This window comes from Alcaligenes sp. 13f, assembly GCF_020496585.1.
Taxonomy (GTDB): domain Bacteria; phylum Pseudomonadota; class Gammaproteobacteria; order Burkholderiales; family Burkholderiaceae_B; genus Alcaligenes; species Alcaligenes phenolicus.
Window position 1 is genome coordinate 1 of record NZ_JAHKKC010000034.1, and the last position, 19,266, is coordinate 19,266.

The 19,266-nt window shown below is 57.1% G+C and carries 19 protein-coding genes; 4 read left to right on the forward strand and 15 right to left on the reverse strand.

Annotated features, from left to right (window positions below):
* Positions 1 to 206: 206 nt before the first annotated feature.
* From KOE80_RS18700 to msuE, 6 genes are all read right to left on the reverse strand, one after another.
* The gene (locus KOE80_RS18700) at positions 207 to 764 is read right to left on the reverse strand and encodes a recombinase family protein (protein WP_226349715.1); all 558 of its coding nucleotides are present in this window, start codon (positions 762 to 764) and stop codon (positions 207 to 209) included.
* On the reverse strand, positions 758 to 1,126 hold the full coding sequence (locus tag KOE80_RS18705) for a DUF86 domain-containing protein (RefSeq protein ID WP_226349716.1): 369 nt from the start codon (positions 1,124 to 1,126) through the stop codon (positions 758 to 760). Before KOE80_RS18705 ends, KOE80_RS18700 begins: the two co-directional genes overlap by 7 nt.
* Entirely contained in the window at positions 1,123 to 1,413 is a 291-nt protein-coding gene (locus tag KOE80_RS18710; RefSeq protein WP_042485281.1) for a nucleotidyltransferase family protein, read from the reverse strand. Before KOE80_RS18710 ends, KOE80_RS18705 begins: the two co-directional genes overlap by 4 nt.
* An 84-nt stretch (positions 1,414 to 1,497) precedes the next feature.
* Positions 1,498 to 2,352 (reverse strand): amidohydrolase family protein, encoded by an 855-nt coding sequence (locus KOE80_RS18715; RefSeq protein ID WP_226349717.1) that lies wholly within the window; start codon positions 2,350 to 2,352, stop codon positions 1,498 to 1,500.
* Positions 2,349 to 3,509 (reverse strand): FMNH2-dependent alkanesulfonate monooxygenase, encoded by a 1,161-nt coding sequence (ssuD, locus tag KOE80_RS18720; RefSeq protein WP_226349718.1) that lies wholly within the window; start codon positions 3,507 to 3,509, stop codon positions 2,349 to 2,351. Before ssuD ends, KOE80_RS18715 begins: the two co-directional genes overlap by 4 nt.
* Positions 3,506 to 4,093, reverse strand: coding sequence for an FMN reductase (gene msuE / locus KOE80_RS18725; RefSeq protein ID WP_226349719.1), 588 nt, complete (start codon positions 4,091 to 4,093; stop codon positions 3,506 to 3,508). Before msuE ends, ssuD begins: the two co-directional genes overlap by 4 nt.
* Before the next feature lie 432 nt (positions 4,094 to 4,525).
* Here msuE and KOE80_RS18730 point away from each other — a divergent pair, with 432 nt between their 5' ends.
* Positions 4,526 to 5,038 carry a 2,4'-dihydroxyacetophenone dioxygenase family protein gene (locus tag KOE80_RS18730; protein WP_009461189.1) on the forward strand — a complete coding sequence of 171 codons (513 nt, stop codon included), beginning with the start codon at positions 4,526 to 4,528 and terminating at the stop codon, positions 5,036 to 5,038.
* Here KOE80_RS18730 and KOE80_RS18735 read toward each other — a convergent pair.
* The 3 genes from KOE80_RS18735 to KOE80_RS18745 all read right to left on the reverse strand — a co-directional run bounded on the left by KOE80_RS18735 (position 5,035) and on the right by KOE80_RS18745 (position 7,670).
* Positions 5,035 to 6,042 (reverse strand): AraC family transcriptional regulator, encoded by a 1,008-nt coding sequence (locus KOE80_RS18735; RefSeq protein WP_226349720.1) that lies wholly within the window; start codon positions 6,040 to 6,042, stop codon positions 5,035 to 5,037. The two genes, KOE80_RS18730 and KOE80_RS18735, sit on opposite strands and share 4 nt — an antisense overlap.
* A gap of 225 nt (positions 6,043 to 6,267) precedes the next feature.
* Positions 6,268 to 6,753 carry a PaaI family thioesterase gene (locus KOE80_RS18740; RefSeq protein WP_226349721.1) on the reverse strand — a complete coding sequence of 162 codons (486 nt, stop codon included), beginning with the start codon at positions 6,751 to 6,753 and terminating at the stop codon, positions 6,268 to 6,270.
* 170 nt (positions 6,754 to 6,923) lie between these two features.
* Positions 6,924 to 7,670 (reverse strand): sulfite exporter TauE/SafE family protein, encoded by a 747-nt coding sequence (locus KOE80_RS18745; RefSeq protein ID WP_226349722.1) that lies wholly within the window; start codon positions 7,668 to 7,670, stop codon positions 6,924 to 6,926.
* 89 nt (positions 7,671 to 7,759) lie between these two features.
* Between KOE80_RS18745 and KOE80_RS18750 the strand changes: the two genes are divergently transcribed.
* A complete protein-coding gene (locus KOE80_RS18750) occupies positions 7,760 to 8,653 on the forward strand; it encodes a LysR family transcriptional regulator (protein WP_226349723.1) in 894 nt (297 codons plus the stop codon).
* A gap of 247 nt (positions 8,654 to 8,900) precedes the next feature.
* On the opposite strand, the gene modD is transcribed toward KOE80_RS18750, so the two are convergent.
* The 5 genes from modD to KOE80_RS18775 form a co-directional block, all read right to left on the reverse strand.
* Complete coding sequence (gene modD, locus KOE80_RS18755; protein ID WP_226349724.1) at positions 8,901 to 9,803, reverse strand: ModD protein; 903 nt, start codon at positions 9,801 to 9,803, stop codon at positions 8,901 to 8,903.
* Positions 9,800 to 10,453, reverse strand: a complete 654-nt coding sequence (gene modB / locus KOE80_RS18760) for a molybdate ABC transporter permease subunit (RefSeq protein ID WP_226349725.1) — start codon at positions 10,451 to 10,453, stop codon at positions 9,800 to 9,802. The genes modD and modB overlap by 4 nt, the downstream gene beginning before the upstream one ends.
* Positions 10,454 to 10,464: 11 nt before the next feature.
* Positions 10,465 to 11,175, reverse strand: a complete 711-nt coding sequence (gene modA, locus KOE80_RS18765) for a molybdate ABC transporter substrate-binding protein (protein ID WP_226349726.1) — start codon at positions 11,173 to 11,175, stop codon at positions 10,465 to 10,467.
* A gap of 349 nt (positions 11,176 to 11,524) precedes the next feature.
* Positions 11,525 to 12,445 (reverse strand): polysaccharide deacetylase family protein, encoded by a 921-nt coding sequence (locus tag KOE80_RS18770; RefSeq protein ID WP_226349727.1) that lies wholly within the window; start codon positions 12,443 to 12,445, stop codon positions 11,525 to 11,527.
* A gap of 207 nt (positions 12,446 to 12,652) precedes the next feature.
* Complete coding sequence (locus tag KOE80_RS18775; protein WP_035269306.1) at positions 12,653 to 14,818, reverse strand: malate synthase G; 2,166 nt, start codon at positions 14,816 to 14,818, stop codon at positions 12,653 to 12,655.
* A 1,001-nt stretch (positions 14,819 to 15,819) separates the two neighbouring features.
* Between KOE80_RS18775 and KOE80_RS18780 the strand changes: the two genes are divergently transcribed.
* Both KOE80_RS18780 and KOE80_RS18785 read left to right on the forward strand, forming a co-directional pair.
* Positions 15,820 to 17,322 (forward strand): AMP nucleosidase, encoded by a 1,503-nt coding sequence (locus tag KOE80_RS18780; RefSeq protein ID WP_026483878.1) that lies wholly within the window; start codon positions 15,820 to 15,822, stop codon positions 17,320 to 17,322.
* A gap of 146 nt (positions 17,323 to 17,468) precedes the next feature.
* The gene (locus KOE80_RS18785; RefSeq protein ID WP_203145230.1) at positions 17,469 to 17,927 is read left to right on the forward strand and encodes a PaaI family thioesterase; all 459 of its coding nucleotides are present in this window, start codon (positions 17,469 to 17,471) and stop codon (positions 17,925 to 17,927) included.
* A gap of 290 nt (positions 17,928 to 18,217) precedes the next feature.
* On the opposite strand, the gene KOE80_RS18790 is transcribed toward KOE80_RS18785, so the two are convergent.
* Positions 18,218 to 19,243 carry a DctP family TRAP transporter solute-binding subunit gene (locus KOE80_RS18790; protein WP_035269299.1) on the reverse strand — a complete coding sequence of 342 codons (1,026 nt, stop codon included), beginning with the start codon at positions 19,241 to 19,243 and terminating at the stop codon, positions 18,218 to 18,220.
* Between the last annotated feature and the right edge of the window lie 23 nt (positions 19,244 to 19,266).

Consider the following 19,266-nt stretch of genomic DNA (forward strand, 5'->3'; position numbering starts at 1 on the left):
TCGCCCGGAACCAAGGAGTCCAGCGTGACCATTTCCCATTCATGTTGATAAGCAGTCGGGGTCTTAAGCATGAACGTATTATGAACAAGCCTGCTGTTTTATGGGAGGGTTTGTCAGCAGTCTGAGGGCACGAATTAATCGTGCCCTTTATGTTGTCAGCCGTGAGCGCGCAGCCTCTCAGGGTAAATCAACGACAAAATAGTACGCTAAGCGCGTGATGAGGCTGGCACCCAGCGATAAAGCGTAGGAACGGATACGTCCAGGTTCTTGGCCACGTCCTTGAGTGGTACACCGCTGGCCAGCAGCTTCTTGGCTGACTTAATTTTGTTGTCGTTCATCTTGGGTTTGCGACCACCCTTGCGGCCAAGCTGCTTGGCGACTTCCAGCCCGGTACGGGTACGTTCGACTGTCAGTTCGCGCTCCATCTCGGCCAGGCTGGCCATGACGTGGAAGAAGGACCGACCAGACGGCGTGCTGGTGTCGATGGAGTCGGTGAGGCTTCTGAACTGGATACCTTGTGTGCGCAGTTTGTTGACCAGATCGACCAGTTGTTTGACTGAGTGGCCCAATCGGTCCAGTTTCCAGACCACCAATGTGTCGCCCTCGCGCAGCATTTCGAGCGCTTTGACCAAGTCTGGACTATTTGCTCGCGTGCCACTTAACTTGTCTTCAAAGACCTTCTGGCACCCGGCCTGAATCAAAGCTTCGCATTGCAATTCAAGGTTCTGATCTTGCGTCGAGACGCGCGCATAGCCGATCAGCATGGCGTGTCGCCGTCTGCATCCTGACGAACGGCAAGTAACTGTTGGAGCAATTCTGGTAGTGCTGTCTGCACGGTGTCCCACACCACATCGAGGTTGACGTCGAAGTAGCCGTGGGCGATGCGGTTGCGCATACCGCGCATATTACGCCACGGCACTTGTCCGTGAGTCTGAGCGAACTCGATATAGCCATCCATGACCTTCGTGGCAGCCTCGCCAATGATGATAAGGCTCATGATGACGGCCTGCTGGGTTCGTTTGTCCCCAAGAAAATCTTCTCTGGTCTGGCCTTCTATGAAACCGCATGCATCGGTTGCGGCTTGCTGCATGTGCTCAAGGTAATCCGGAAGACGGTACTTGCTCATACCGGTTGCGCCTCTGCAAGCACTTTGGCCCGGAATTTAGGTGGCAGGTCGCCGGGCGTCAGCAAATCGACGTGAATACCAAGCAGCGATTCCAGCTCGTCTTGCAGGCCTCCCAGGTCGAACAGCGTCGCACCAGGCAGTGCGTCAACCAGCAAATCAATGTCGCTGCCATCCTGGTCGGTGCCATGTAGGATTGAACCGAAGACGCGTGGATTCGCCGTGCGAAAGCGACTTACGGCTTCACGCACTGCATCTCGGTTCATGTCGAGCACAACAGATGGTCGCATGGTCATCCCTTGTTATCAAAACTCATCAAAATGGTAAGTTATTGAGAATGGGATTTCAAGACCTGGTTTCTCAGATCGAAATTATTACGAGAGTTGAAACAGCCTGGCCGCATTGCCATAAAACAGCTTGTCCAGAATTGCATCCTTGAAACCCAGCTGCTGGAAGTCCTCAATACTCTGGCGAATCGGGCGGAAGGTGTAGGACGAGCCAAACAGCAATTGCTCGGACAGGAAGCTATTGGCTGCCTGCACATAGCCCTCGTTTCCCGGCTGGAAAATGTACATATCCGGCACCAGATGCACGTTCTCGTGCAGAAAGGCCAGGCCTATGGCCTGTTGCACATTGGGCCAATAGCCGTGATAGGCCACTAAAGGCAGATCCGGGAAGGCTTTGGCCACTTTGGCCAGCCCGGCCGGGTCGTTGTAGCGCGGGTCCGGCGTGGTGGGGCCACTCATCAAAAAGACGGGTACTTTCAGGTGGCGCGCCAGTTCGTAAACGGGCCAGTAAACCGGGTCATCGGGGTGACGTGCTGGAACACCAAAACCCGGCTCGATATCAATGCCGGACAAGCCCAGCTCCTTGATGGCGCGTTCTGCCTCGGCCAGGGCTTGCTGCTCGCCTTGCAGAGCCGGATCAATACCGGCAATGCCCAGCAATTCATCGTGTCCGTGCACGATCTGATGAATGGTGTCGTTGGGCAAATGTTGCGACGGTGTGTGGCGGCCTACGACGACCGCTTTACTCAGTCCGGCCTGGCGCACTTCTTCCAGAAAGCCTTCCTGGCTAAGTGACTTTTCAAAGTGGATATCGCTGCCACGAGTGCCTACGCGGCGGTTCAGCCAACGAGCAGTGGCATGTTCTGGCGTACCAGGTTCGGCTCCGAAGAATTTGTGCAGAAAGGCAGGTCGGCAGCGTAGATCGATTATTTTTTGGCTCATGATGCAGAAGAAAGTTGCTGGTTTTGAACACCGCGCGCGTCAAAGGCGCCGCCGGTCTGGGCGCGATCACTGACGGTGACGGCATGTTTGCCTAGAAGGGGGAATACCAGCTCGGCAAAGCGGATGGATTCTTCCAGATGCGGATAGCCCGAGAGCACGAAGGAGTCCGCGCCCAGGTCTATGTATTCCTGCAAGCGCTGGGCCACGGTCTGGGCATCGCCCACCAGGGCGGTGCCTGCTCCGCCGCGTACCAGCCCTACGCCAGCCCACAGATTGGGCGAGACTTCCAGCTGATCGCGACGGCCACCGTGCAAGGCGGCCATGCGTTTCTGGCCTACCGAGTCCATGCTGGCGTAATTGGCCTGCGCCTTGGCAATGTCCTCGTCCGTCAATTTGCTGATCAGGCGATCCGCTTCGGCCCAGGCTTCCTTATTGGTTTCGCGCACGATCACGTGCAGGCGTACACCCAGCCTTAATTTGCGGCCACGGGCGGCGGCACGGCGGCGGATGTCCTCAAATTTCTTGCCCACCGCAGCTGGTGGTTCGCCCCAGGTCAGGTAGGCATCGACATGCTCGGCAGCCAGCTCGTGTGCGGCGTCCGAGGAGCCGCCAAAGTACAAGGGCGGATAGGGCTTTTGCACAGGCGGGAAGAAGTTGCGGCCATTCTCCACCTTGAAATGCTTGCCCTGAAAATTCACGGTGTCGCCAGCGAGCAATTGACGCCAGATCGTCAGATACTCATTGGCGTATTCGTAGCGGGAGTCATGGTCCAGAAATACGCCTTCGGCCGCCAGTTCGGTGGCATCGCCGCCAGGCACCACATTCAGCAGCAAACGGCCATGCAGGGCCTGGTCCAAGGACGCTGCCTGACGTGCGCTGGAGACTGGCGCGCCCAAAGAGGTACGTAGTGCCACCAGCAGCTTGATGCGCTGGGTAACAGGAACCAGGCTGGCCGCCACCACCCAGGGGTCCAGGCAAGAGGCGCCGGTAGGAATCAGCAAGCCGTCATAACCCAGGTTCTCGCTGGTGACGGCAATGCTGCGCAGATACTCGTTGGTGGGCGCGCGGCCAAAGTCGGATTTGCCCAGATAGCGGGTGTCGCCCGAAGTGGGCAGGAACCAGAAAATATCGGGTGTGGTGGAGGTGATTTGGCTCATGCTGCCTGGGCCTCCAGAACGGTGTTTTGCAGCGGCAAGCGCGCTTGAATGCTGTGCAGCACAGGCACGGCCAGATCAACGGTGCGTTGGATGTGCTGTTGCAGGGCGGCGCTGTTGACTTCGCCATCCTGAATCTCTTCGGGCGTGGCATAGACTCCGATGGGCAAGGTCAGAGACTGGAAGAAGCTGAACAGGGGACGCAGTTGATGTTCAATGACCAGGGCATGGCGTTGGCTGCCGCCAGTGGCGGCCAACAGCACAGGCGTGCCGTTCAGGGCATTCATGTCGACCAGATCGAACAGGTGCTTGAGCAGGCCCGGAATGCCTGCGCGAAAGATGGGCGAGCCCACGATCAGAAAGTCGGCCTGCTCAATGGCGGTGATGGCCTGATGCGCATGGGCGGGCAAGGCGTCGGTGGACAGGGCCGCGCCCAGTTCGGGCAGCAGGCTGACCAGCTCGATGTTTTGCACGTCCAGTGCCAGTTGGTCGTTCAGTGTGTCGCGCAGCGCATCCAGTAGCACTTGCGTGCGGGAGGGACGGTGCAGGCTTCCATTCACAATAACGGTTTTCAGAGGGCGGCTCATGGCAATTCCTTGCAGTGAAATCAGAACAAGGTGCCGCCAGAAAACGGGGGCACCTGCGCGAGTCAATGCCTTGTATTACATGCCTGATCGCCGCTGCCACGAAAGACAATTCGCTCATGTGTTTATGGTCGATAAGCGTCCTTACTCTTTTGATTTGCTTATGAAAATCAGTATTGTTGAATGTGAAAAAATGAGCTGCCAAATGGCATGGGCATGAACTGTGTCAGGAGTTCGTCGCCGGTCTTTTTCGGGGTCAAATAAAGCGATCGGAGCGGGAGTGCCAGAACTGGATAGTGCGCCGCTACGTTGTGCCAAAGCTGGATAGTTCGGCGCCAAATGGCTTCATAGAATGAAACCAGGTCAATCCGGGGGGATTGGCATCCGACTGTGTGGGAAACACAGCGGCTTTTATTTCTATGAGAGAGACAAGTCATGACTCAAAACAGCACCCCACCCTATATCGACATTGAAAAACGCATCGACAAGGTACGCGACGAATACGCGCTGGTTGAAGGCCACTTCGATACGTCCGAGGAAACCTCCCCCTGGATTCCTTTCGGCCCCAATATCTGGCTGCGTCACCTGAGCTTTGATATTCGCAACAACACCTCGGTGCACATCATGCGCGCTGACAAAGGTGGTTCTTTGGGGCGTCATCGCCACCGCGCTGTGGTGACCGGCTACATTCTGTCCGGCAGCCTGCGCTACGAGGAATACGATTGGGTGGCCCGTGCCGGTCATTACATCCACGAAAGCCCCGGTCGCACGCACACCCTGGTGTCCGACGAAGGCATGGAAACCCTGTTCCACCTGGGCACGCCTATCGAGTTCCTGGACGAGAACGACAACATCCTGGAAATCATTGATGTGTTCTGGATGATCGACCACTACACCAGCTACTGTAAGAAGCACAATCTGCCCATCAACAAGTCCATGTTCATCTAGGACTGTTTGATGCTTGTGTGCCGTGTCTGCCCCGTTTGATGGGGCAGTTCCTTGAAGCGTTGCTGGTAGTAGGCAGAAAACCGCCCCAGATGCCCAAAACCATGCGCCAGTGCCACCTCGGTGACGTTGGGGCGGGGCCGGCTTTGCAGCACCTGATGGGCGGCGTCCAGACGCAGATTGCGTACCCAGCTCATGGGGGACTGTTTGTAGTGACGACGGCACAGCAGATGCAGGAAGCGGGGACTCACACCCGCTGCCTGCGCCAGATCATCCAGTGAGATGTTGCTGTGCAAATGCGCCAATACATAGTTTTTAGCTTGGAGCAGACGCATCTGCCCTGCTCGGGCCGCCGCTCCCATGGACTCATCCACCAGAGTCTGCACGGCTTGTTCATCGGCAGGATGACACAGCAGGAACAAGGCCAGGCTGCTTTCAATATGCTGTGTCCAGTTGGCTGGACGGTCGCTATGTTGCGTCGGTAGCAGAAGCAGATGCTGGATGAGGTTGGCCCATTGTGGGCCCATACAGGGGTCCAGCTTGTAGACGCAGCCTCGGGTCATGCCCTCTTGTGTCAGCGTCTGATGGCCCACACCGTCAAATAGGCTGTAGGGGATTTTCACGATCAGCTGTTCGCAACCGGCTTGCCACAAGGTGCGCACATGGTGGCGAGGGGATACCACCGCAATATCGCCGGGATAGGCCGTTAGTTTATGATGACCATCGCTGATGAATTCGGCCGTACCCTGCAAAGGCATTTGCACCAGACAGAAGTCCCCGAAGGCATCGGCCTGGATTTCCACTTCGGCACCGTAGCCCAGTCGCATCAGGCTGATCTGATCAATATCGCGACGGTACAGGCTGGTGTTGATGCGCCCGCGACCCCAATGCAGGGCATGCCGGGAAATGGCCCGGCTAAGCGGCTGATGAGACAGCTCGGCGCTGTGCGAATGAAAGATTGGATGGCGGTACAACACCGACAGATCCAAGCCATTTTCTGCCGACATTGGGAACCCCTTGTTCCAGAGCATAAGGATGCGCGTGACCAGCGCCTAGTGTAAAAGTTGAGCGGCTGGGTGGGCATGGGGGCTATCCCTGATCGGGGCTGGTCGGTTTCAGAATATTATTTATTTACAGATAGATAGCCAGTTTTCTATTTTATTTAAGTTTAAAAGAAGCTGTCTGCTTCTTGGTGCTGTGGTTGAGGCTTGAAGAAGTCGGCAGCAGGAGTTTTAACGCCCCTGGGCCCGATCCCCTTTCAAGGTCATGACGGCGCTTTCCACTGTCGCAATCATCTTGCCGTCTTCTCGCTGGATTTCACAGCGGTAATGGCTGATGCTGCGCCCGCGATGCGTGGCCCAGGCATGGGCTTGCAGCCGCTCGTGCCAGACTGGCCGCAGAAAGGTGGCTTTCAGATCAATGCTGGTAAAGCTCTCGCCTTCCTGCATCAAGGTGGAATGGGCCGTGCCGATGGCGGCATCGGCCAGTTCGCACAAGAGGCCGCCATGTACCGTGCCCTGCTGGTTGCCATGCAAGGCAGCGTCTGCGTTCAGTTCCAGCGTGGCGCTGGCTTCATCTATAGCAGTAATACGAAAGTTCAGTAGCCGGGAAATCGCGGTGGGGTAACGCATATGCGTGTGCTCGCCTTCGGCCAGTGTGCCATTCAGTTGGCGTTGCAGATATTCCAGTACGGGTAAGTGGTGAGATGAGCTTGGCATGGTGGCTCCAGTCGTTGCTAGGCGATTTGAGAATGTGGTGCTGGCCGTGAGGGTGGCTCTTGGCGGATCAATACATAGTGAATGACGCTGTCAGTGTGGTGGCTTAGCTTAAAAGCGCTTGCACCGGCGGATTCACGTCGCAAACGGAGAGGGTCATGTTGCGGTCAGCCTTAAATAAAAGGTCGAATAATCAGTTGTAGACCCAGGGCCGCCAGAAACAGCAGCAAGCATTGCTTGAAGCGGCGCGGGCTGATGCGTACGCGGATCTTTTGTCCCAGCCACATACCCAGTAAAGCCGGAACAATCACCAAGGTGGACATGCCCAGCTGGTTCAGCTTGAACACATCGTGCATGAACAGACCGCCAGCCAGCGCGATGGTGGAGATTGTGAAGGACAGCCCCAAGGCTTGCACCAGCTCGTCTTTATCCAGATTCAGGGCCTGCAGATAAGGGACGGCTGGCATCACAAAAACGCCGGTAATACCGGTTACGACGCCGGTTACCAGGCCAATCAAGGGTGAAAGCCAGGGCTCGAAGCGGGGTGATACGGTCAGGGCGGGGGCGGTAAGCGCATAGCCTGCATACACCAGCAGCGCGATGCCCAAGGCCATGCCCGATAGCTGTGGTGAGGTACTGGCCAGCAGCGTTGAGCCCCAGAGCGTGCCCAGCACAATGGTCAGCATCATGGACCAGAGTCTGCGCAGCAAAGCCAGCATGGACGGCCCGGCAAAGCATTGCCAGACGTTGGTGATGAAAGAAGGCAGTACCAGCAAGGCGGCAGCCGAGGCCGGTGACATCATCAGGCCCAGCAAGCTCATGGCTACCGTTGGCAGGCCCATGCCGGTAATGCCTTTGACCATGCCCGCTATCAGGAAGATGGCACTGAGTAGAAGAAGGAAAGAGAGAGATTCGTGCATGCCTGTATTGAAGCGTGGCAGGCAGGTGCACACAATGTGGATTTAAGGCGCTATCCTTCGGTTTATCCGAAGGGTTTTCAGGAGTGGTGATGCGACTGGGTCTGGCCGATCTGCATTTGTTCTTGAGCATTGTGGATGCAGGCAGCATCACACAGGGAGCGGTACGCGCGAATCTGGCTCTGGCTTCGGCCAGCGAGCGTTTGCGCCGTATCGAGGACGATGCCGGCGTTGCTTTGCTGGAGCGCCTGCCACGGGGAGTCGTCACCACAGAGGCAGGCGAGGCGCTGGCCCACCATGCCCGTTTGATGCTGCGTCAGCATGATCTGCTGAAAGGCGAGTTGCAGGATTTCGCTGTTGGAGCGCGGGGGACTTTGCATCTGTATGCGAATACGGCGGCCTTAACCGAGTTTCTACCGTCGCGCTTGGCTCCCTGGTTAGCACAGCGCCCCAATCTGCATATCGAGCTGAAAGAGCGTACCAGCGCAGATATTGTGCGTACGGTTGCCGCCGGTTTGGCCCAGGCCGGTGTGGTGTCGGATGCAGTGCAGGCACCGGGGCTGGTGCTGGAGCCGGTGGCCAAGGATCATCTGGTGCTGATTATGGCTGCGGCTCACCCCTTGGCGGCACACAGCAAATTGAGCTTGCAGGATGTTCTGCATGAACCCTTCGTGGGCCTGATGCCGGGTAATGCCCTGCAAGACCATCTGGACGAACATGCTCGCGCAGCGGGCCATGCTTGGGTGCAGCGCATCCGTATGAAAACCTTCGAAGGGCTGTGCCAGATGGTGGCCCACGGTGTGGGCCTGGGGATTGTGCCGCAAGGCGTGGCCAGCCGCTACAAGCGTCGCCATGGCTTTGCGGCGCGGCCTTTGAGTGACGCCTGGACCAAGCGCTCCTTGTGCCTGTGTTATCAGGACTGGGGCGCCCTATCCAAACCCATGCAGCGCTTGTTGCAGCATTTGGGGTCTAAGGAGACTGTCTGAGCCCACGTTTTTTGTGAAAACGTGTTCACGGAGCTGCATGCTTTCCAAGCCGCCAGGGGGCAGATGCCAGGCGTAAGGTTCATGCTGATTTCCGCATTTTTTGTCGGATTCAGCGATCTGTTTTTCTATTGGTGGTGCTTTGCAACTCTGTCGTTTGATGACTGGCTCTAATGCCGGAGCTCACCTTCTTTGTTTTCGCTTAACACCCTAGTGGGTCAGGCTGACAAATAGTGAGCTGCCGGTGACTTTATTCCAGCCCTTCCAGTTTGCTGGCAACAAGCGGCTCTTGCGATTCTGCTGGCTCCGTCAAGCTGATCTTCACTCCAATATCGGCCGGTTTCGCGTAGTGCAGGCTGCTGGTCACCAAGGCATTGACACCCGTTGCGGCATAGGCGGCTGCGTTACCTGCATGAATCCCGCCCGCCGCCAGAATGGTGACGTTGGGATGCGCGTTGCGCAGCGCAGGCACAATTTGTGCCAAGGTCTCGGGCTGGACTTTGTCGAACTGCACCACGTCCGCACCCGCCTGAGCCGCGCTATAGGCTTCATCCAGATCTGCCGCTTCGATCACGATTTTCTTTTCGCACAAGGCGTATTTGTGACGGGCAATCGCCCGGCCCACCTCCTCCCAGCCACCCATCAGCGCGCGGTGCTGGGGGAAGATCAAAATGGTTTCGCCCAGTCCCAGCCGATGCGGCATGGCTCCGCCCGATAGTGTGGCTTTCAAGGCCAGCTTGCGTACCCCAGGCGCATGTTTGCGAGTGGTCAGCACAGCCACCGAGGCATCTACCGTTTGCACGGCTTGCACGACTTGATGTGTCAGGGTGGCGATGCCGCAGGCAAACTCCAGCAGGTTCTGGCCGACCTTCCAGGCGCGCAGCAAGGCTTTGGCGGGGCCTTGTGCCAGCAAGATGGTCTGACCGGGCATGGCCGCCACGCCGCTGGGGGTGTAGTGCTGGGTCTGGCCGCCGCAAGAGCGCACAATCTCGGCCACCTCCTCAGTGCCTGCCACGCGGATATGGTCACGCACGACGTAACGCAGTGTGGTGTTCTGGTTGTGCAGTCCCAGCATGTGGCTGGTCAGATCCAGGTAGGAGGCATCCTCGCCAATCCATTGGTCGATTTGGCTTTGTTCAAAAAAAACCGTCATTTTTGATTCCCGTAGCGCCGCAGCGCCCAAAAGCAGGCTAATGCCGTCAGCCCCAGCAAGCAGGACAGCGCATTGGCACAGTCTGTGTCGCCATCCAGGACGGCGTTGTAGATAGATAAAGACAGGGTTTCGGTACGACCCGCGATATTGCCACCCAACATCAGCGAAATGCCCACTTCTCCCATGGCCCGTCCGCCTGACAGAATCAGTCCGGTGGCCAAGGCAGAGCGCAGCAAGGGCAATTCCACCCGGAAGAAGTAGGACCAGGTGCCGTGGCCCAGTGTGGCTGCCGCTTCACGCAGCCGTGGCGACAGGCTGTTCATGCTGTTTTGCACGGGTTTGACCATCAATGGCAGCCCGGCGATAAAGGCGGCGATCAGCAAGGCCGCAGGCTGAAAAACAATATTGGGTGACCAGCCGGTGGCACTGGCCAACCAGCCCTGCCTGCCCAGGGCAAGCAGCAGCAAGTAACCGATAACAATCGGTGGGAAAACCAGCGGCAGGCTCACCAGTGAATCGAGTAATCCGTGGCCTGGGAAGCGTTTTCTGGCCAGTACCCAGGCCAGTGCCACCCCCAGAACCAATTGGGCCACCAAGGTGGCGGCCAGCACATAAATACTCAGGCCCAGCGAGCTACTGGAGCAGCTCATCCAGGCGGACATCACAGGCCGTGACGCTCAAGAATGGATTTGGCTTTGTCCGAGCCCAGGAACTGGGTCCAGGATTGCAAGGCAGGGCTTGCAGGACGGTCCTTGAGCACGGCCAGGCTCAGATCAATCGGGTCGTGACATTGGGCTGGCATGGGCAGGATGGTGCCCAGCTTGTCCTTGTGGGCCAGCGCTTCGCTGCGGTTGATGAAACCCGCATCCACTTCGCCGTTCAGCAAGTAAGTCGATACTTGCGGCAGCATCGCGACTTCAAGGGTGCGACCATCGGCCTGGATTTTTTCACGTTCCATGCAGGTAGTGGCAGCACGGCCGTAAACCGTTTTCTTGGCATCGCCAATGGCAATGCGGGCATAGCTGGGTTGCTGCAAATCCTGGATGGAATCAATGGTCTTGCCCTTGGGCACGGCCAGCATCAGGGCACCCTGGCTGATGTTCACAAACTGCTGGGCAATGCCCATGGGTTCCAGAAAAAAGCGGTCGCCAATAATGGCAGCAATGTCTGGATTTTGCTCGCTCTGAGCCCGGACCTGCTGCATGTTGCCAAAGCTGCTCTCTACCGTCAGGCCTGTTTCTTTATTGAAGGCTTCCATCAATTCCGTGACGGGTTTGCGGTAGCCTGCGCCGGTGGCAATCAGCAGGTCGGAGGCCTGAGCGGTGGTGGACAGTGCCAGCAGGCAGGCGGCAGAAAGCAGCAGAGATTTCATGGGGTTTCCTGTCAGTCAAATTCGTTATGAGTTCGAGTTTATAACGAGAAGAAGCAGACAGGGACTATCAGGGGGCTTTTAAGCCGTGGGTTTGAAAGTGGTATCAGACGCTGTGGCTCGACCGCAGGGTTGAGAGGTGTGGAGAGGACGGCAAACCGCGGTCAAGCAGATGTGATGGAGGGCATGACAAGGAGGCATTGTCGCCGTGTGAACATGATGTTTTCATGAGCTGGCTTACGGCTTACGGCTTACGGCTTACGGCTTACGGCTTACGGCTTACGGCTTACGGCTTACGGCTTACGGCTTACGGCTTACGGCTTACGGCTCATGGTCCATAGCCCACCAGAGTTCACGGCAACAATCCCGCCTCTTTCAGCAAAGGCTCCTCATAAACGGAGTCTTCAGCGGGATAGCGCAGGTTTGGCATGTTTTTGGCCTTGGCCAAGGCCCAGATGATGCTCTCCCCAGCAGGCAATGTATCGGGGGCTTGTGCGTACAAGGGGTCCTGAAATGCTACCTCTGTTGATGTGATGGTCCAACCCTTGGCGGTAAATGCCGCGAGCACATCCGGCAATGCAGCCGCATTGATCTGGTTGGTATGCAAGAGGATTACATGAGCCGGACTGCGTCCCAGAACCTCTTGCGCCAACTGATCGTAATAGCTGGCACGGTCCAGCAGGTGAAGGATGTATTGCTCTTTCACGCGCTCTGCCTTGGCACTATCGCCTGCTTGCACATGATCTGCAAAGACCCGGCTGTAATACCAGTCGCTGGCATCAATGGATACGGGCGCGCTCTTGTAATCATGCGCCGCCATCCACTGACGGAAGCCGTCGCGCTTGGCGATGGTGTCCCCTTCCTTCAAATAAGGAAAGCGCAGCATGGGTGTGAAGGTGGGCAGGCTTTTGAACGCGGCATCGGCAAGCTGCACATCTGCAATGAAGTCCTCCAGACTGAGCGCCGGGTCGGCCAGGCTTTTGTGGCTGGCGGTATGGTTGCCGATCCGATGTCCTTCCCTAGACCAGGCCTGGACCAGACCCAGCCCCTCTGCCCCGCCCATACGGGCTAGCGATGGGAACAGAGTGGCCTTGATCTGGTGGTCCCGCAGGCTGGTCAATATTTGCTCATTCCACTGATTGCCCTGTGGCTGCGTGCTGGGGTTGAAGCCGTCATCAAAGCTGAGGGCCAGGGTCTGGGCCGTGGCCCAAGTAGTGCAGAGAGCCAGAACAGCCGTAGCCAGGAAGTGCAGGGGAGAAATACGGAAAGCCATGCGAAAACGGAGAGGGTGAAAAGAGTGACGGAAACAGGCAAGCTTGCCCAGGCCTTGTCAGCATGCAGGACGACAAGCGGCGGTGCAAGTTCGTAGTTATCGCAAGGGGCAAGTCAGCAGGCGAAAAAAATCCCCATCCTGAACCAGCAAGATGGGGATTTTGGGACACTGTTACCCGGAGTCAGGCTCCAGGCGACATTGTGTGCTTCAGGCTTGAGCGGCTTTGAAAGCCAGACGCCATTGGTGCAGCAAAGGCTCGGTGTAGCCGTTAGGCTGTTCCAGACCCTTCAGAACCAGATCCTGAGCAGCGCGGAAGGCAAAGGAGCCTTCGAAGTTGCCGGCCATGTTCTGGTAGGCTGGGTCGCCTGCATTTTGCTGGTCAACCACAGCAGCCATGCGCTGCAGGGTTTCAACCACTTGTTCGTGGGTGACGATGCCGTGCAGCAGCCAGTTGGCGATGTGCTGGCTGGAGATACGCAGGGTAGCGCGGTCTTCCATCAGGCCCACGTCGTGGATGTCCGGTACTTTGGAGCAGCCCACGCCCTGGTCAATCCAGCGCACCACGTAACCCAGGATGCCCTGAGCGTTGTTGTCCAGTTCTTCCTGGATTTCCTTGGCAGACCAGCTGGTGTCTGTGGCCACAGGAATGGTCAGGATGCTGTCCAGGTAGTCGTTGGTGTCGCCTTCCAGGCCCTTCTGGACGTCGACCACGTTGACTTGGTGGTAGTGCAAGGCGTGCAGCGTGGCAGCGGTAGGCGATGGCACCCAGGCGGTGTTGCCACCGGCCTTCACGTGACCAATCTTCTGTTCCAGCATTTCAGCCATCAGGTCAGGCATGGCCCACATACCTTTACCGATCTGAGCGCGACCACGCAGGCCGCACTGCAGGCCGATCTGAACGTTGTTGCGCTCGTAGGCAGGCTGCCAGTCAGCTTGTTTCATGTCGGCCTTGCGCACCACGGCACCCGCTTGCATGCAAGTGTGGATTTCGTCGCCCGTGCGGTCCAGGAAGCCGGTGTTGATGAACACGACACGCTCGGTGGCCTGGGCAATAGCTGCTTTCAGGTTCACGCTGGTGCGGCGCTCTTCGTCCATGATGCCCAGCTTGACGGTGTTGGGAGCCAGACCCAGCAGGCTTTCCACACGGTCAAAGATCTCGCTGGCAAACGCCACTTCGTCAGGACCGTGCATTTTGGGTTTGACGATGTACAGCGAGCCGCTGCGCGAGTTCTTCTTCAGTTCCAGATCGCGCATGCCGATCAGGGTGGTGATCACGGCGTCCAGAATGCCTTCAGGGATTTCGCGACCTTCGCCGTCAATGATGGCAGGGTTGCTCATCAGGTGACCGACGTTACGCACGAACATCAGGGAGCGACCAGCCAGAGTCTGGGTAGCGCCTTTCAGGTCGGTGTACTGGCGATCGTCAGCCAGGCGGCGCGTAAAGACCTTGCCGTCTTTCTTGATTTCTTCGGTCAGCGAACCGGTGACCAGACCCAGCCAGTTGCGGTATGCCAGGACCTTGTCGTCGGCGTCCACGGCAGCCACGGAGTCTTCGCAGTCCATGATGGTGGTCAGTGCGGCTTCCAGAACGATGTCTTTCACGCCAGCCGGGTCGGTCTTGCCAATGGGGCTGTTGGGGTCGATCTGCAGTTCAAAGTGCAGGCCGTTGTGCAGGAACACGATGGCTTCAGGCGCATCGGGCTGACCGCGGTAACCCAGCAGGGTCGAGGCGTCTTTCAGACCGGTGGTGCCGCCGTTTTCCAGGGTGACGCGCAAAGCGCCGTCAGCGATGGTGTAGGAGGTAGCCTGATCGTGGCTGCCTTGAGCCAGAGGAATGGTGTCGTTCAGGAACTGACGGCCAAAGGCGATAACCTTGGCACCGCGCACGGCGTTGTAGCCACCGCCACGCTGAGCACCGTCAGTGTCAGGGATGGCGTTGGTGCCGTACAGCGCGTCGTACAGGCTGCCCCAGCGTGCGTTTACGGCGTTCAGCGCGTAACGTGCGTTCATGATGGGCACAACCAGCTGAGGACCACCTTGTTCGGTGATTTCGGTGTCGACGTTGGTCGTGTTGACCTTGACGTTGGCAGGCGCTTCTTTCAGATAGCCGATGGAGCTCAGGAAGCTCTTGTAGGCAGGCATATCGGTGATGGGGCCTGGGTTGGCCGTGTGCCACTTGTCCAGTTCGACTTGCAAGCGGTCGCGTTCGGCCAGCAAGGCGCGGTTTTTAGGTGCCAGATCATGGACCAGCTTATCGAAACCAGCCCAGAAGGCTTCGGAGGAGATACCTGTGCCGGGCAGGGCTTCTTGTTCGATGAACTGATGAAGCACCTCGGCGACTTGCAGTCGCTGGCAGGAGATTCGAGTGGTCATGTGTACCCTTGCTGATAGTTAAAAGTGATTCGGTACAGCGGCAGGCCAAAACGGCCTTGCTAACTGCAATTACCTGGTCAAGAGCACTTTCAGATCTTGCTGAAATCGCGGGTGACAAGACCCACGCGGCGCCAGGACACAAATGACATCAGAGGGCGAGCAAATGCTTGAAGCGAAAATCATTAAAATACGCTAACCCATTGTAAATTAGCCTAAATACAAGCTAATTTGCGCGATGACGAGCTATGTCTCACACGCATGCCGAGCACACTGCCAGGTTGGATAACTTAAATTATGAAGGACTGACGCTAGCTGGATTTAATACTAAAAGTATTAAGACTACATACTTAATGTATTTACTGGATTTGGGCAAGTCTTATATATGAGGTAGAAGACGTGCCTGACTTCCACTTGCCATCATAAGCTGCCTCATCTGGTCCCGCTTGAAATACCTGATATGCCCGCCAAGCCGCTTGTCTAGCGCCATTAGCATAAAAATAGGGTCTTGGGTCAAGGGCTTGCGCCAGGGCTCTACCTGCCTGATCCCGGGAAAATAGAATTTGCCTAAAACCGGGGTAAAGCTGCCTGTTTAAATGGGGCCTGTGAGTAAATTCAGTCTCAAAACCAACGATAGTCGTGTCCATTGTGTGGACAGTGGGGCTTGTGATTCAGTCAAAAACCAGTAACGACATTTGCTTTGGGTGGGACTGGGGCTGGGCTGCCTTGCTCGGATACGGCAAGACACTGGGGCGCTAAGCGAGCCATTGCAAAGGTATATGGGTGATGGCTTTAAGCACAGGCGAAACCGATAGCCGAACGTCTGTATTGGGGAGCGATGGTTCGCGAAAGCGGCAGACGGTCAGGCCTGTCTGTTCGGCTGGTGCATGAGCGTCAGGATCAGGCGGCTGAATTTGTCATGGAGTCGTGTAGGAGGCGGAACAATAAACAGCTTATGATGCTTGCAGATCTGCTTGTCTTTGTTTCCCCTTGGAATACTTGTTATGTCTGATCCCAGCGGTTTTTCTCGTATCACGTCCACGCCGGAGCTGATTCCATTCAATGGCTATCAGGATGCCGGCCAGGCTTTGGAGCAGCTGCGCCATATTTACGACCGCAACACCGCTTTTTTGCGCGACTCTTTTGCCCAGTGTCTGGAAACCGGATTTCCACGCGGGCAGCGCTTCAGAGCCTGCTACCCTGCCGTGCGTTTGCGCGTCGATACCTATCAGGAAGTGGATAGCCGCCTGTCTTATGGGCATGTGGTCGAGCCCGGCGTGTACATGACCACCATTACCGCTCCTGGCCTCTATCACGATTACTTGCTGGAGCAACTGGAACTGCTGCTGCGCAATCACGGTGTGCAGGTGGAAGTGGGGGAATCCTCCGTGCCTATCCCGCTGCATTTCGCCCTGAATAATGGTGTGCAGTCCACGGTGACAACCGTGCCTGAATCGCCCGGTGACACCTTGCGCGATCACTTCGATGTACCCGATCTGGCGTATATGGACGATGCCATCGTCAACGGTACGTGGGAGCGCGTGCATAACGAACCCTTGCCGCTGGCGCCTTTTACTGCGCCGCGTATCGATTACTCCTTGCATCGTTTGCAGCACTACAGCGCTACTCGTCCCGAGTACTTTCAGAACTTTGTGCTGTTCACCAATTATCAGTTTTATGTGGACGAGTTCTGCCAGTGGGCGCGTGAAGTGCTGCAGGCGGATGATCAAGGCTATATAGATCTGGTGGAGCCGGGCAATATCATCACTCCGGCGGGTGCGAATGCATCGACAACCGGTTCGCCTTTGGCTCGCGCGCCGCAAATGCCCTCGTATCACTTGCGTCGTGCCGATCATTCCGGCATCACTCTGATCAATATCGGCGTGGGGCCATCCAATGCCAAGACCATTACCGACCACGTTGCCGTTCTGCGCCCTGCTGCCTGGCTGATGCTGGGCCATTGCGCCGGTTTGCGTACTACTCAGCGCCTGGGTGATTACGTACTGGCACATGGCTATGTACGTCAGGATCACGTGCTGGACGAGGATTTGCCTACTTGGGTGCCCATCCCTCCTCTGGCGGAAATTCAGGTTGCCCTGGAGCAAGCCGTGGCCGAGGTGGCCGGGCTGTCAGGTTGGGAGCTGAAGCGCATCATGCGCACGGGTACGGTGGCGTCTATTGATAACCGTAATTGGGAATTGCGAGACCACCACGAGCCGGTGCGGCGCTTGTCGCAGTCGCGGGCGATTGCGCTGGACATGGAGTCCGCCACCATTGCTGCCAATGGTTTCCGCTTCCGTGTCCCGTATGGCACCTTGCTGTGCGTGTCGGACAAGCCTTTGCATGGCGAGCTGAAACTGCCGGGTATGGCCAGCGAATTCTATGCGCGTCAGGTTGGCCAGCATCTGCATATTGGCATCCGGGCGCTGGAACTGCTGCGCGAGATGCCCAAAGAAAGGCTGCACTCGCGTAAGCTGCGCAGCTTCCTGGAAACGGCGTTTCAATAAGATATTGCAGGCCTTGTCAGTGCCTCAGCGCCTGGGTGAGCTGTTGGCTCTTAGCACTGACTTACCATTTTTAGTGGTTTGAGAGCAGGCCGGGCTACCAAGTGGAGCACGGCCTCTTGGTTTCTTTGAGGACAGCAGATACTCATATGGTTAAAGCGTTTCAAGATTTTTATGCCGACAACTTCAGCCATTGCTACGGTTGTGGCAAACATAATCCCGACGGGCATCAGCTTAAGAGCTACTGGGACGGCGACGATACCGTGGCCCGCTACACCCCCAAGCCGATTTACAGCGGTGGCGTGCCCAACCATGTATACGGCGGCTTGATTGCTTCCTTGTTGGACTGCCACGGTACTGCTTCTGCGGCAGCCTTCATCTATAGGGATCTGAATATCGAGATGGGCACCAGCGAGGAGCCGATCCGTTGCGTGACAGCCTCCCTGAAAGTGGAGTTTCGGCGTCCCACTCCAATGGGGACAGAGCTGACGGTACAAGGCAAGCTGCGTGAGCTGGATGGACGCAAGGTCTGGGTGGACCTGTCGCTTAGCGCGAATGGCGAAGTGTGTGCGACGGGTGAAATGCTGGCGATACGCTTCAAGGAATAAGCGGGATTTTTTTGGGGCTCAGCGGTCAACGTGCTTTGACACGGTGTCTTGGACTTGATGCTCGCTCAGAAGGAAGCTGGTTTTTGATATTTGTAGGCTGTAAAGAATGCCCTCAGGTTGTGCCGCCGATTTATGGCATTTCTTTCTTCGAGGGTAACCCGGAGGTTGAAAGTACCCCCACGTTGGCTCGTAGGCTGCTGCTTTCATGAGGTTTGTTTTGTGCGGGGCAGCCAGACAATAAAAAGCCGGGCCCATTCAGGCCCGGCTTTCAGTCTTTCAAACCCAGCTAATTAGCGGCTGGCAGCAATCGCGTCGCGTGCCTTCTTTACCAGGTCTTCACCGATGGTCTTGGTCCATTTCTCGACCACGCCTTCGGTTGCCTTGGCAAAGGCAGCGTGCTGCTCAGGCGTCAGGCTGGTGACCTTCACACCGTGGCTTTCGATTTCTTTGAGCAAGGTAGGATCTTCCGCCGTGATGCCGGTACGGGCAATCACGATTTCACGTTTACCAGCTTCAATAGCGGCTTCACGCACGATCTTCTGGTCTTCCTCGCTCCAGGATTTCCACACGTCGCGGTTCACCACAAATACTAGTGGGTCAGACACGTAGTTCCACAGGGTCAGGTACTGCTGCTGCACGTCGTACAGCTTGGCACCGGCGTAAATGGACAGGGGGTTTTCCTGACCGTCTACAGCCTTATTAGCCAGTGCGGGTTGTGCATCTGCCCAGCTCATTTGCGTGGGGTTGGCACCCAGGGCGCTGAAGGTGTCCATGTACAGCGGCGAACCGACCACGCGCAGTTTCAGGCCCTTCATGTCTTCAGGCTTGGTCACTTCGTGTTTGGAGTTGCTGAGCTGACGGAAACCGTTTTCACCCCAGGCCAGAGGCACCACACCGGCTTTCTCGATGTAGCCGAACAGATCCTTGCCCACTTCGCCGTTGATCAAAGCGTCGGTGGCTTTGGCATCCGGTTGCAGGAATGGCAGGGAGAACAGGTTCAGCTGCTTGATCTGGGGGGACCAGTTGATGGTCGAGCCCACGGCCATATCAATCATGCCTTGGCGAATGGCGGTGAACTCGCGTGTCTGGTCGCCTTGTACCAGCGAGGTGCCGGGGTAGATCTTGATATTGATGCGGCCATCGGTACGCTCGCGCACCAGGTCGGACCAGATCACCGCCCCTTGGCCCCAAGGGAAAGTGGTACCCACCACGATGGACAGCTTGTACTCGGATTTGTAGGCGGCTTGGGCAGCGGGAACCACGGCCAGGGTGGCGGCTGTACATGCCAGAGTGGCCAGAATGTGACGTAATTTCATGGGTCAGGTCTCCCTTTCTATGA